General features: G+C 62.1%; 8 protein-coding genes and 1 tRNA gene. 2 read left to right on the top strand and 7 right to left on the bottom strand.

Annotation, left to right across the window (positions count from 1 at the left end; all coding sequences use genetic code 11):
• The first annotated feature begins 10 nt into the window (after positions 1-10).
• On the top strand, positions 11-1,474 hold the full coding sequence (gene betB, locus ABMA32_RS07335) for a betaine-aldehyde dehydrogenase (RefSeq protein ID WP_349013045.1): 1,464 nt from the start codon (positions 11-13) through the stop codon (positions 1,472-1,474).
• On the opposite strand, the gene ABMA32_RS07330 is transcribed toward betB, so the two are convergent.
• Entirely contained in the window at positions 1,468-3,708 is a 2,241-nt protein-coding gene (locus ABMA32_RS07330; RefSeq protein ID WP_349013044.1) for a mannose-1-phosphate guanylyltransferase/mannose-6-phosphate isomerase, read from the bottom strand. The two genes, betB and ABMA32_RS07330, sit on opposite strands and share 7 nt — an antisense overlap.
• Before the next feature lie 16 nt (positions 3,709-3,724).
• Entirely contained in the window at positions 3,725-5,245 is a 1,521-nt protein-coding gene (locus tag ABMA32_RS07325; RefSeq protein WP_349013043.1) for a phosphomannomutase/phosphoglucomutase, read from the bottom strand.
• Positions 5,246-5,425: 180 nt separating this feature from the next.
• On the opposite strand from ABMA32_RS07325, the gene ABMA32_RS07320 reads away from it, so the two are divergent.
• Positions 5,426-5,502: transfer RNA gene (locus ABMA32_RS07320), tRNA-Pro, on the top strand.
• A gap of 286 nt (positions 5,503-5,788) precedes the next feature.
• On the opposite strand, the gene bglA is transcribed toward ABMA32_RS07320, so the two are convergent.
• From bglA to glgC, 5 genes are read right to left on the bottom strand one after another with little or no spacing between them, the layout of a single operon-like run.
• Positions 5,789-7,423 (bottom strand): beta-galactosidase BglA, encoded by a 1,635-nt coding sequence (gene bglA / locus ABMA32_RS07315; protein ID WP_349013042.1) that lies wholly within the window; start codon positions 7,421-7,423, stop codon positions 5,789-5,791.
• A gap of 23 nt (positions 7,424-7,446) precedes the next feature.
• Positions 7,447-9,426 carry a glycogen debranching protein GlgX gene (gene glgX, locus ABMA32_RS07310; protein ID WP_349013041.1) on the bottom strand — a complete coding sequence of 660 codons (1,980 nt, stop codon included), beginning with the start codon at positions 9,424-9,426 and terminating at the stop codon, positions 7,447-7,449.
• Positions 9,426-11,054: an alpha-D-glucose phosphate-specific phosphoglucomutase gene (locus ABMA32_RS07305; RefSeq protein ID WP_349013040.1), complete on the bottom strand. Its 1,629-nt coding sequence runs from the start codon at positions 11,052-11,054 to the stop codon at positions 9,426-9,428. Before ABMA32_RS07305 ends, glgX begins: the two co-directional genes overlap by 1 nt.
• A 4-nt stretch (positions 11,055-11,058) precedes the next feature.
• Positions 11,059-12,501, bottom strand: coding sequence for a glycogen synthase GlgA (glgA, locus tag ABMA32_RS07300; RefSeq protein WP_349013039.1), 1,443 nt, complete (start codon positions 12,499-12,501; stop codon positions 11,059-11,061).
• A complete protein-coding gene (glgC, locus tag ABMA32_RS07295; RefSeq protein ID WP_349013038.1) occupies positions 12,501-13,766 on the bottom strand; it encodes a glucose-1-phosphate adenylyltransferase in 1,266 nt (421 codons plus the stop codon). The genes glgA and glgC overlap by 1 nt, the downstream gene beginning before the upstream one ends.
• Position 13,767: the final 1 nt, after the last annotated feature.

Genomic DNA, 13,767 nt, shown 5'->3' with positions numbered 1-13,767 from the left:
GATCTCTCCGATGAAAGCCCAGCCCAAGGCCTCGCATTACATCAACGGCAGTTTCGTGGAGGATGAGCACGGCAGGGCGCTGCAGGTGATCTATCCGGCCACAGGCGAAACGATCGCAACCATTCACTCCGCCACCGAAAACGTCGTTGAACTTGCAATCGAGGCGGCCCGCGAGGCACAGCCGGCATGGGCTCGGCTGAAACCGGTCGAGCGCGGCCGCATCCTTCGCCGCGCCGCCGACATCTTGCGTGCCCGCAACGACGAACTCGCCCGTCTCGAAACGCTCGACACCGGCAAGGCGATTCAGGAGACGCTGGTTGCCGACCCGGCATCGGCAGCCGACGCGCTGGAGTTCTTCGGCGGCGCGGTCGGCAGCTACAATGGCGACTACGTCGATTTGGGCGGTTCCTTCGCCTACACGCGCCGCGAACCGCTCGGCGTCTGCGTTGGCATTGGCGCATGGAACTATCCCATACAGGGAGCGGGTTGGAAGTCCGCCCCGGCGCTCGCCATGGGCAACGCGATGGTTTTCAAGCCTTCAGAGAACACGCCGCTGTCGGCGCTGGCGCTTGCCGAGATCTACACCGAGGCCGGCTTGCCTGACGGTCTCTTTAACGTCGTGCAGGGCTACGGCGACGTCGGCCACGCGCTGGCGAGCCACCCGGTCGTCGCGAAAGTATCGCTCACCGGCTCCGTGCCTACTGGCCGCAAGGTGCTTGGCCTTGCCGGCTCGCTGATGAAGCACGCCACGATGGAGCTTGGCGGCAAGTCGCCGCTCATCATCTTCGACGACGCCGATCTGGAAAACGCCATCGGCGGCGCCATGCTCGCCAACTTCTATTCGACGGGTCAGGTCTGCTCCAACGGCACGCGCGTCTTCGTGCAGGACGGTTTGCACGACCGCTTCCTCGACCGTCTGACCGAGCGCACCAAGGCCATCCGCATCGGCGATCCGCTCGATCCCGACACGCAGATGGGGCCGCTCATCAACAAGGCGCAGCACGAGAAAGTGCTGTCCTACATCGAGATCGGAAAGCAGGAAGGCGCAACGCTGCACCATGGCGGCGCGGTGCCGGCGTTGCAGGGGTTTGAGAATGGCTTCTATGTTGAGCCGACGATCTTCGCGGATGTTCGCGACGACATGCGCATTGCCCGCGAAGAGATTTTCGGACCGGTCATGGCGGTCTTCAGGTTCGACAGCGAAGACGAGGTGATCGCGCGTGCCAACGACACCGAGTTCGGCCTGTCTGCCGGGGTCTTCACCCGCGACCTGCCGCGCGCGCATCGCGTAATCGCCGATCTCCAGGCGGGCTCCTGCTGGATCAACAACTACAATCTCGCGCCGGTCGAAATCCCTTTCGGCGGCTACAAGCAGTCCGGCATAGGCCGCGAGAACTCGCTGGCCGCGCTCGCCCACTATTCCCAGATCAAGTCCGTATATGTGGAGACCGGAGACGTCGCGAGTCCCTACTGACGGCGCGGTTCTGTCCCGTCGAGGTACTGCGTCAAGGCGCTGACCAGATGATAGAAGATGCTCGCCGGCACCTCGGTGGCGAGCGAGCGACCACGTTCGTCGATGCGGTCGATCCATAGGCCCGTCGGCGCGGGATCGATGTGCCAGCGGAACAGCCGCCCCACCCTTGCCTCTACCTCGGGCTTCAGGTCCGGCCCACCGGCGCCGTCGAGCGCCAGCGCAGCCTTGATGGCTTCCGTTTGCGGCCAACTGCGCGAGAGGCGGTCGAGCGGCAGGCCATGCCGCGAAACAGCGCCATAGGCCAGCCCGGTTGCCCGGTTCAGGCCGTTGGCGATCGCCGAGGCATAAAGCTTGCGCGCATGGACGTTCAGACCTGTCTCGCCGCACTTCTTCGCATAGTCGACCAGAAGTGACGCCCACTCGAAATGATGGCCGGGTTCGGTCCATTCGCCGGCTTCGCCGGGTTCGGGCTTCCAGTTCTCGTCGAAGAATTCACCGAGCGTCCAGGTGTCCGCATCGAAGAAGTGTCGCCCGAACAGTTCTATGATGCGGCCCGACCGCTCGAGATGCCGCGCCTCGCCGGTGACCGTATGCCAGGCAAGGAATGCCTCCAGCAGATGCATGTGTGGGTTGGACCGGCGCGTCCTGTCGCCTGCCGGCGTCTCCAGATAGCCGCCGGCGGCGCCATCCTCCAGCCATCTGTCGAGGAAGGCGAATGTCTCCGCCCCCAATCTGAGCGCGTCGGGGTTGCCGCAAAGATGCGCCCAGGCAAGGGCTAGCAGGACACACGAGTGGTCGTAGGCGTCCTCGATCCCATCTGCAACGCTGCCGTCGATGTTCAGTGTGCGCACCCATCCGCCTCGTTCCGTGCGGCCCTTTCGCGTCATGAACGCGAGGCCATGCGCGATCAGATCGTCGGCGGGGCCGTTCCAGCCGCGCGCCTTGGCGACGGCGAAGGCATAGACCTGCCGGGCCATCGTGCGCATGCGCTTCGGTTTCGGCAGAGGCGCGCCGTCGAAGCTAAGCGCTTCGTGGAAACCGCCATGTACCCTGTCGACTCCCTTGGTGGACCAGAGTGGCAACGTCTCTTCGAAAAGCCAGTGATGCACGCGTCGCCGCCAGGCACCGCTTTCGATCACGCGGTCGGGAGCTGGCGTGAAGCGCGTTTCGAGTCTGCCGCTCTTCTCCAACTGCTCGACGATCTTGCGGACATTCTGGCTGTGGCTCACCGGGGCGACGAACGTTGCGTCCTGGGTCGCAACGACGGCAACATCTTTCAGGCCGATTGCCGAGAGCAGGCTGCCTTCGCTGCGGAAATAGGAGTTCTCGCAGTCGATTGCGACCACGTCGCCGACGATCACGTTGCCGTTCTTGTCGGCTGGGCCGACATCGAGCAGCGACTGCCACGAGCCGAGATCGTTCCAGCGGAAAGTCGCCGGAACCATCGCAATGCGATCCGCCTTCTCCATGATAGCGTAATCGATCGAGGTGGACGGTACTTCAGTATAGAGGTCGAGCGGGAGATAGAGGCCAGACAAGTCTTTCGCGGCAGCCGAGAAGGCCCGTTCCGCTGCATTCCAGATATCTGGCCTCAGTCTGGTGAAAGCATCGCGCATTGCGCTCGCCCGAAACAGAAAGATGCCGGTGTTCCAGTAGAAATTTCCAGCCGCCACGTAGGCCTCGGCCCGCACAAGATCGGGCTTTTCCACGAAACGCGTTACGTCGCGAATACCGTCACCCCCGGCACTCACTTCGATATAGCCATATCCGGTCTCCGGCGTGGCCGGCTGGATGCCAAACACGACCAGCTGCCCGTCGAGCGCCGCCGGGACGCCCGCCTCAATCGTCCTCCAGAATTGTGCGTCGGTCGAGATTTCGTGGTCGGAGGGGACGACCAGCATGACCGCATCGCCGTGCGCAGCAAGGGTCTGCAGTGTTGCTACCGCAACCGCCGCGGCCGTGTTCCTGCCAACCGGTTCAAAGATCGCACCGCCGCCGGCTGCGTCGATTTCAGCGAGGCTCGCATGCACCCGCTGCGCATGTTTTTCGGCGGCGATCAGATAGACCGGCGTCTGCCCTTCGGTTCGGGCGGCCAGCCGCCGGAGCGTCTTGGCGAGCATAGACCCGTCGCCGGCCAGATCGTGGAACTGCTTTGGATTGTCCTCGCGCGATAGTGGCCATAGGCGCGAACCAACGCCGCCACTCATGACAAAGCCGACGATTGTTTCAGCCATGCTTGCCTCGGCCCGGTCAGAACGTCTGATTATAAGCGCCGACTTCGGGATTGCGGCGCAGCACCGCGTCGATCGCCTCGAACATTTCCCTGCGCCGCGTCGACGAAACCGGGCTTTCCACCACCACCACGAGTTCCGGCTTGTTCGACGACGCCCTTACCAGTCCCCACGTTCCATCCTCGGCGACGACGCGAACACCGTTCACAGTAACGAGGTCGACAATCTTCTGCCCGGCGAAAAGCTCGTCGCGCGATCTGATGTCACGGACTGCAGCGAGGACACGCTCGGCGACGTCATACTTCACGTCGTCGGCGCAATGCGGCGACATGGTCGGCGTGCCGAAGGTCTCGGGCATTGCCGCGTAGAGGTCGGCCATCGACTTTTCCGGGTTGCGGTCGAGCATCTGGCACACCGCGGTCGCAGTGACGAGGCCATCATCGTAACCTCGCCCGATCGGCGGATTGAAGAAGAAATGCCCGGATTTCTCGAAGCCGGCGATTGCGCCCTGCTCAGCCACACGACGCTTTATGTGCGAATGTCCGGTTTTCCAGTAGTCGGTCGTCGCGCCATTCGCCTTCAGAATGGAATCCGTCTGAAAAAGCCCCGTCGACTTTACATCGACGACGAATTTTGAGCCGGGGTACAGGGAGGAAATGTCGCGTGCCAGCATGGCGCCGACCTTGTCGGCGAAAATCTCGTTGCCCAGATTGTCGACCACGCCGCACCGGTCCCCGTCGCCGTCGAAACCGAGACCGACGTCAGCCCCGGTTTCCAGCACCTTGTCCCGCATCGCATGCAACATTTTCATGTCTTCGGGATTCGGATTATAGCGCGGGAATGTGTTGTCGAGTTCGACGTCCAGCGGGATCACCTCGCAACCGATGCTCTCAAGCGCCTGGGGCGCAAACGCTCCGGCCGTACCATTTCCGCAGGCGGCGACGACACGTAGCTTCCGCGTAATCTTTTTGCCGGCGGTCAGATCGCCGAGATAGACGTTGCGGAAGTCCGCGATGAATTGATAGGCGCCACCACCCACCAGATCGAAGTCGCCGCCAAGCACGATTTCCTTGAGAGCCGACATTTCCTCCGGTCCGAAGGTCAGGGGACGCTGCGCGCCCATCTTGACGCCGGTCCAGCCGTTTTCGTTGTGCGAAGCCGTGACCATGGCAACCGAAGGCGCATTGAGCGCGAATTGCGCGAAGTAGGCCATGGGCGATAGCGCCAGACCGATGTCCTTGACCCGCGCGCCAGCCGCCATCAGTCCCGAGACAAGCGCGAGCTTGATCGAAAGCGAATAGCTGCGAAAGTCATGCCCGGTGACGATATCCGGTCCCACGCCCATCCTGCGGATCAGCGTTCCCAGCCCCATTCCCAGCGCCTGCACACCGATCAGGTTAAGGTCTGGGGCCTTGCCTGATCCTGGGTGCCCGAACCACCAGCGGGCATCGTATTCGCGAAAGCCGCTGGCCTTGATCAAGGCATCGGTTTCGAACCCGAAGCTGTTGGGCGTGGCATCTTCGACGATCCTGAACGACAACGATGCCCCCTAAGCTGCGATTGATTCAGCGGACCTTTGGCAGGCCCTTCCGGCAGCCGTATAAGCGGTGTTGCCAAGACTGAAAACCGAAAAGCGCCAAGGACAAGGCAGCTGTCTCAAAATCGCTTCCCCAACGCTTGCAGTCTAGAAACCGCGCGGCTATAAGCCCGCGTCTGGTCGCGGAGTGTAGCGCAGTCTGGTAGCGCACGTCGTTCGGGACGACGGGGTCGCAGGTTCAAATCCTGCCACTCCGACCAGTTCTCCAACAACTTACCTGGAAACATCGCCGGCATCAGAGCCATCGCGACGTTGCTTTCCTGCAACAGTTTGTTGATGCACATCAGCTATGCAGAAATGGATATTGCATCATTCATGAGCAATCGGATAGGTCAGTATTGCTGACGATCTACCTCCTCCCAGAGAGTCAGTAGCGAATGCGGTACATCTCCTCCCGTGCCGCATTTCAGATTAGGCCTGCCGGACCTCCTCCCCCGGCGGGCCTTTTCTCTTTTTGGGCCTTCGCTACAGCTCGCGATTCCGGTCTTAGAGAACCCGACCCAGAAAGCAGCCGCGCGACTGCAGGGTCAGCGACATTCCCTCTAGCCTTGCGCCCCTTCCCTCAAAGTCGAACTCCTCAAAAACAAGCGTTCCACCCGGCAACGACCAGCGCTTCTCTTCCGAGGAGAAGTTGAAGACGCAAATCGTCTTCTCGGCATTTGCCTCGCGAAAGAAAGCAAGCAGGTCGTGGTCGCTGTCGATGAACTTGATCGATCCCCGACCGAGTGAGACGTGGGCTTTGCGCAAGGCGAGTATCTGACGATAGCGCGAAAGGACCGAGTTCTTCTCTCCCCATTGTACATCGGCCGAACGACCGAGGTGCTCTCGCGGAATAGGCAACCATGGCTTGCCAGTCGAAAAGCCGGCGTTTTCTTTCTCGACTTCCCAGACCATGGGCGTGCGGCAGCCATCGCGCCCCTTGAAGCCCGGCCAAAAGCGGATGCCGTACGGATCTCGAAGGTCCTCGAACGCGATGTCGGCTTCCGTCAATCCGAGCTCCTCGCCCTGATAGAGGCAGATGGAGCCGCGCAGGCAGGCGAGCACCGTGATCGCGAATTTGGCGACCACGTCGAAATCCTCGCCGAGCCGCACCCAGCGCGAAACGTGCCGCACCACATCATGGTTGGAGAAGGCCCAGCACACCCAACCGTCGGCAACACTCTTCTCGTAGGCTTCGACGCGCCCGCGCATATAGGCAGCTGAGAACTCCTCCCCCAGCATGTCGAAGGTGTAGCACATGTTCAGCCGGTCGTTGCCGCTGGTATAGGCGGCGACCGTCTGCAACGAACGGCTCTCGTCCCCGACCTCACCCACGGACGCACGTCCCTCATACTGATCGAGAAGCACCCGGAAGCGCTTGAGGAAATCAAGGTTCTCGGGCTGCGTCTTGTCGAAGAGGTGCAACTGGTAAAGGTATGGATTGGTTTCGGTGATCGTGCCGGCAGCCGCTTCCGCAAGCGGCGGGTTGCTTCTCAGCCAGCGGTCGTGAACGTAGTAGTTGACCGTATCGAGCCGGAAACCATCCACGCCGCGATCAAGCCAGAAACGCACCGCGTCGAGCAGCGCGTCCTGCACATCGGCATTGTGAAAATTCAGGTCAGGCTGCGCGGCGAGGAAGTTGTGCAGATAATACTGTCGGCGGACAGAATCCCATTCCCATGCCGATCCGCCAAAGACCGAAAGCCAGTTGTTAGGAGCGCTGCCGTCGGCCTTGGCATCGGCCCAGACGTACCAGTCCGTCTTGGGATTGATCCTGTCGGCACGGCTTTCGACAAACCACGGATGCTTGTCCGACGTGTGCGACAGAACCTGGTCGATAATGACCTTCAGTCCATGCCAATGCGCTTCCTCGACAAGCGCGTCAAAATCCACCATCTCGCCGAACATCGGATCGACCGCGCGATAGTCGGACACATCGTACCCCATGTCCGCCATTGGCGACTTGAAGAAGGGGGAGAGCCAGATGGCGTCCACCCCCAGCGAGGCGACATGGCCCATGCGCTGCGTAACGCCTTTGAGGTCGCCACTGCCATCCCCGGTCGTGTCCTGGAAGGAGCGCGGATAGACCTGATAGATCACGCAGCCGCGCCACCAGTCCGGATTGCGTGCCGTCTCGCCCATCGTTCACCCCTATTCGGAGCCGGCTATTCCTCGATCGCTATCGCGACCGTTCGCCCGGCAACCTCCCACGCGGTCCCTGACTGCCCCCTCTCCCCCGGCAGGATCAGTCTCCATGCGAATTCATTGCGCAACGGCAACGAGAAGGAAACCCCTTTCGCATCGCCATTGATCAGGATCGCCATGCGGCCGCCGCGCTCGGTGCCATTGGCCAGCATCATGCACAGGCGCCGGCGACCGGGATCTTCCCATTGCCCGGTCTCCAGTGGCTGACCCAGCTCTGACAACCATTGGACATCCTCGTCCGTCAGCAGCGCCGTCGCAGCCAGGGCCGGTGCGGTATCGCGGAGCTCGGCTAGCCTGAAAGCGAACGCCTCAAGCTCAACGTCGCGACCCTCCCAGTCCAGCCACGTCAGCTTGTTGTCCTGCGCGTAGGCGTTGTTGTTGCCCTTTTGCGTTCGCCCGAACTCGTCGCCGGCCGTCAGCATGATTGTGCCCCGCGAGACGAAGAGAGAGGCCAGCAATGCCTCGATATCGCGCCGCCGTCGCGCGAGGATTTCCCAGTCGGCGCTCTCGCCCTCGACGCCGTTGTTCCACGAGAAATTCTCGTTGTGGCCGTCGCGATTGTCCTCACCGTTCGCCTCGTTGTGCTTGCGCTCGTAGGCGGTTGTGTCGGCCAATGTCATGCCATCATGCGCTGCGACGAAATTGACCGTTCGCGTCCGGTCAGCGCCGTCTCGACCGAAGATATCGGACGAGCCCGAGAGCCGTGTCGCCAGCGTGCCGATCATATTGGCATCGCCGCGCCAGAATCGCCTGATGTCGTCGCGGTAGCGGTCGTTCCACTCGAGATACCGTTGGGAAAAATTGCCCAGTTGGTATCCGCCCGGCCCGATGTCCCACGGCTCGGCGATCATGACTCGATCGGCGAGGATCGGGTCGGCCGCGATTCTCTCAAAGAGAGGAGCATCTGTTCGAAAGCCCTGTTCCGTGCGTCCGAGAATCGTTGCCAGATCGAAACGGAAGCCATCCACGCCCGCATAGTCGACGAAGGCGCGCAGGCTGTCGACGACCAGTTCCTGAACAATCGGATGTTCGCACGCCACCGTGTTGCCGGTCCCGGTGTCGTTCACCAGCCGGCCCTCCTCGTCGTGCCGGTAGTAAGCCAGGTTGTCGAGCCCACGCAGCGAAACCGTCGGCCCTTCCACGTCGCTCTCGGCTGTATGGTTGAAGACGAGATCGAGGATCGTCCCAAGCCCTTCGTCACGCAAGGCCGCGACCGTGTCCCGGAGCTCTGCCCATCCGCCCGGAATCATGTCGGGGTCCAGCGCCATGAACGACACGGGGTTGTAGCCCCAGGCGTTGCGGAGTCCTAGCGGCTGCAGATGCCGTTCGTTCATGCATGCCGTGATCGGCATCAGTTCGACCGCGCCGACGCCCAACCTCTTGAGGTGATCGATGACGACGGGTTCGCGGAGGGCAGACAGCGTCCCGCGCAGTTCTTCCCTGACCTCGGGATGTTTCAGAGTGAAGCTACGTACATTCAGCTCGTAGATCAGCTGCCCAGCGGCGAATATCGGAGGCTTGCGCTGCACGACCGTTGGCGACGTGACGATCGCCTTCGGCATCATGTTCGACGTATCTTCCTGCTGCCAGCGGACTGCGGCCATAATCGCATTGTAGCGATACGGATAATCGATGATCAGGGCATAGGGGTCCATCAGCATCTTGGCCGGATCGAACCACAGCCCGCGCTCGGGCGCGTATCGTCCATCAGCGCGAAAACCATACCGCGCGCCCGCCCTCAGACCCGGCACGAAGAGCGAGAAAACCCCGTCATCGTCGCGCTCCATTTCAAGGCGGTCGATCTCGCTGTAGTTCCAAGGCTCGAAGAGCGAGACCCACATGCGCTCCGCGGCACCCGACCAGACGGCGAAACGAACGCCATCTTTGGTCACCGTCGCGCCGAAGCGTGGTCCCGTCGCCGCCCCCGGCCCTTTTTCCATCAGGTGATGACGCTCGGCTTGTCTCGGCCCGTATGGCTCCTGATGCCGGCGATGTCGTCGGCTGCCGCGATCAGGTCGGCCAGCGCTTCCTGCGTGTCGAGGTCGTGGCGCGTCTTGTCGGGCTCGTAGCGCTCGATATACACGCGCAGCGTCGCGCCGCTGGTCCCTGTGCCAGAGAGGCGGAACACGACGCGCGAGCCGCCTTCGAACATCACGCGGATGCCCTGATGTTCGCTGATCGAGCCGTCGACCGGATCGTGGTAGGCGAAGTCGTCAGCCGCCGCGATCTTCATGCCGCGCACCGAAGTCCCCGGCAGCGAAGCCAGCTTGCCCCTCAGTTCGGCGACCAGCGCATTGGCGCGGTCGCTCTCGACCTCCTCGTAGTCGTGGCGCGAATAGTAGTTACGTCCATATTCGGCCCAATGCTTCTCCACGATCTGCTTGGCGCTTTCGCCGCGCGCGGCGATGATGTTCAGCCAGAACAAGACCGCCCAAAGGCCATCCTTCTCACGCACATGGTTCGAGCCCGTGCCAAAGCTTTCCTCGCCACATAGCGTGACCTTGCCAGCGTCGAGGAGATTGCCGAAGAACTTCCAGCCGGTCGGCGTTTCGTAAAAACCCACACCGAGCTTCTGCGCCACTCGGTCAGCAGCTCCGCTGGTCGGCATGGAGCGGGCCACGCCCGCGATGCCCTTCTTATAGCCCTTGGCCAACGTCGCGTTGGCGGCGATGATGGCAAGGCTGTCGGACGGCGTGATAAATATGCCCTTGCCAACGACCATATTTCGGTCGCCGTCGCCATCGGACGCCGCGCCGAAATCCGGGCCGGATGGGCTCATGACGTCGTCGTAAAGCGCCTTGGCGTGGACGAGGTTCGGATCGGGGTGATGGCCCCCGAAATCTTCCAGCGGATGATAGTTCCGCGCCGTGCCGTCCGGGGCGCCTAGGCGTTTTTCCAGGATCTCCTTGGCATAGGGGCCGGTGACGGCATGCATCGCGTCGAACTGCATGCGAAAACCGCCCTTGATCATCGCGCTGATCGCGTCAAAGTCGAACAGGCTTTCCATCAGTTCGGCATAATCCTTGACCGGATCGAATACCTCGACCGTCATGTCCCCGGCCATGGTCGTACCGAGCTTGTCGAGATCGACCGGACCGACATCGGCGATCTTGTATTGGCTGATTTTCTTTGAGATCTCGAATATTCTGTCGGTGATCTTCTCGGGAGCGGGGCCGCCGTTCTCCGAATTGTACTTGATGCCGAAATCCTCGTGCGGCCCGCCGGCATTGTGGCTCGCCGAGAGGATGATGCCGCCGAAAGCCTTGTACTTGCGGATCATGTTGGAGGTGGCTGGCGTCGACAGGATGCCGCCCTGCCCGATCATCAGCTTGCCGAAGCCGTTGGCGGCCGCCATGCGGATGATGACCTGGATCGCCTCGCGGTTGTAGTACCGGCCGTCGCCACCCAGAACCAACGTCTTGCCGTGATAGCCTTCGAGACTGTCGAAGATCGACTGGACGAAGTTCTCGACATAGTTCGGCTGCTGGAAAACCGGCACCTTCTTGCGCAGGCCTGATGTACCGGGCTTCTGGTCCTGATAGGGCGTGGTCGAGACCGTGCGTATCATGTGGTCAGGTCTTTCTCGCAACGAGCGAACGGTAGAGGTCGGCATATTTCGCCGCGCTCCGGTCCCAGGAAACGTCGGCCTTCATGCCCTGCTTCTGCATGATGGCCCATGCCGGCTTGTCGGCATAGACCTCGATCGCGCGCTTGACGGCATGAACCAGCGCGGCACCGCTTTCGGCGTCGAACTGGAAGCCGGTGGCCACGCCAGCGGCAAGGGCGGCCTCATTGGCGTCGATGACGGTGTCGGCCAGCCCGCCCGTGCGGGCCACGATCGGCACGCAGCCGTAGCGCAAACCATAAAGCTGCGTCAGCCCACACGGCTCGAAGCGCGAGGGAATGAGTATCGCGTCGCAGCCCGCCTGCATCAGGTGCGACAGGCCCTCATCGTAGCCGATAACGGTGCCTACGCGGCCGCTGTGCCGGGCAGCAGCCGCAAGCAGCGCGCCTTCCAGTGCAGCATCGCCCGAGCCGAGAACGGCGAGCCGCACGCCCAGTCCGACCAGTTCGTCGAGCACGCCGACAAGGACGTCGAGGCCCTTCTGCCAAGTCAGGCGGCTGATCACGCAAAACAGTGGGCTGTCGTCATGCACGAGCCCGAAACGTTCCTCGACAGCCGTTCGGTTTGCCGCGCGGCTTTTCAACGTCTTTGCCGAGTAACCGACCTTCAGATGATCATCCTTCGAGGGGTCCCAGATATCGACATCAATGCCGTTGACTATGCCCTTCAGATCGGCCGCGCGCATCGAGATCAGGCCGTCCAGCCCCATGCCGAATTCAGGCGTCCGGATTTCGGCGGCATAGGTAGGACTGACCGTGGTGATTGCCCAGGCGGATTGCAGTCCGGCCTTCAGATAGCCGACACCGCCATAATATTCGACGCCGTCGAGGCTCATGGCTGTCGCCGGCAGTCCCAGTTCGCCGAAGATACCCGCGCCGAAGCGTCCTTGAAAAGCGAGATTGTGCACCGTGATGACGGAAGGCGTATCGTGCGCCTCGCCGTAACGCATGTAGGCGAGCGTCAACGCAGCCTGCCAATCGTGCGTATGCACGACATCCGGGCGGTAACCGGAGATCGCGCCGGCCGCGATGTCGGCACCTACGTAGCTCAGCGCGGCGAAGCGACGCCAGTTGTCCGGCCAGTCGACACCGGTTGTATCACCATACGGCCCGCCGACACGGTCAAACAGATGCGGCGCGTCGAGAACCAGGAGATCGAGCCCCGCTGCGGTCGCCTCGAAAACCGTTGCCTCGCCGCTATGCAACGTTGGATAGCTATGCAGTGGCGCGCTTTTTTTCACCGCCCTCATCACAGCCGGATATCCCGGTACAAGAGACCGGGTGGAGATGCCTTGTTTGGCCAGCGCGATCGGCAGCGCTCCCGTGACATCGGCGAGCCCGCCGGTCTTGATGAGCGGAAAGATTTCCGGCGTGACGGCGAGAACCTGCATCAATTCCCCAGCCTGTCGATCATGTCCTGCGTAATCAGGGCTATGCCCTTTTCCGATACACGGAACCGCTTGGCGTCGTGCACCGGGTCCTCGCCGACCACCAAGCCTTCCGGAATGCGCACGCCGTGATCGATGACCACGCGCGTCAGCCGTGCATTGCGACCGACATGGCAGTCCGGCAGCATCACCACCTGGTCGAGCTCGGAAAAGGAATTGATGCGTGCTCCGGTGAAGATCAGGCTTTGCCTCAAGGAAGCACCGGAAATGATGCAGTCGCCCGCCACCAGCGAGGATACCGCCATGCCGCGGCGGCCATCCAGATCGTGGACAAATTTCGCCGGCGGCTTCAGCTCCGCATAGGTCCATATCGGCCAGTTGCGATCGTAGAGATCAAGCTCCGGCGTCACGTCGGTCAGGTCGATATTGGCCTCCCAATATGCGTCCACCGTTCCGACATCGCGCCAGTACGCTTCGCGTTCCGCGCTCGAGCGCACGCAGGACGTACCGAAGCGGTGCGCGACGGCTTTGCCGTGCTCGACGATGTAAGGAATGATGTCCTTGCCGAAGTCGCGTGTGGAATCCGCAGCCGCCGCATCGCGCCGCAGCTGTTCCATCAGGAACTTCGTCCTGAACACATAGATGCCCATCGAGGCGAGCGCGTAGTCGGGATTGCCCGGAATCCCCGGCGGGTCCGCCGGCTTCTCCACAAAGGATATGATCCTTTCCTTATCGTCGATATGCATGACGCCGAAGCCCGTGGCCTCCATGCGCGGCACTTCAAGACAGCCCACCGTCACGTCGGCGCCCTGATCGACGTGCTGGCGCAGCATCTGTTCGTAATCCATCTTGTAGATATGGTCGCCTGCGAGGATCACCATGTATTCCGGCCCGTAGGCCTCGATGATGTCCGCGTTCTGATAGACGGCATCTGCGGTGCCCTCGTACCACTGCGTCTCCGAGACGCGCTGGCTCGCCGGCAATATGTCGAAGCTCTCGTTTCGCTCCGGCCGCAGGAAGTTCCAGCCGCGCTGAAGATGGCGGATCAGCGAGTGCGCCTTGTATTGGGTCGCGACCCCGATGCGGCGGATGCCGGAGTTCAGCGCATTGGAAAGCGCGAAGTCGATGATGCGCGTCTTGCCCCCGAAATAGACTGCAGGCTTTGCGCGCCTGTCGGTCAACTCTTTCAGACGGCTTCCTCGCCCCCCCGCGAGGACATAGGCCATGGCATCACGCGCCAGCGGTTGTGTGCTCTTGGTATCCGGCATA

Origin of the sequence: Mesorhizobium quangtriensis, assembly GCF_040081925.1 — a bacterium.
GTDB lineage: Bacteria > Pseudomonadota > Alphaproteobacteria > Rhizobiales > Rhizobiaceae > Mesorhizobium_K > Mesorhizobium_K quangtriensis.
This window is presented reverse-complemented; position numbering and strand designations above follow the sequence as displayed.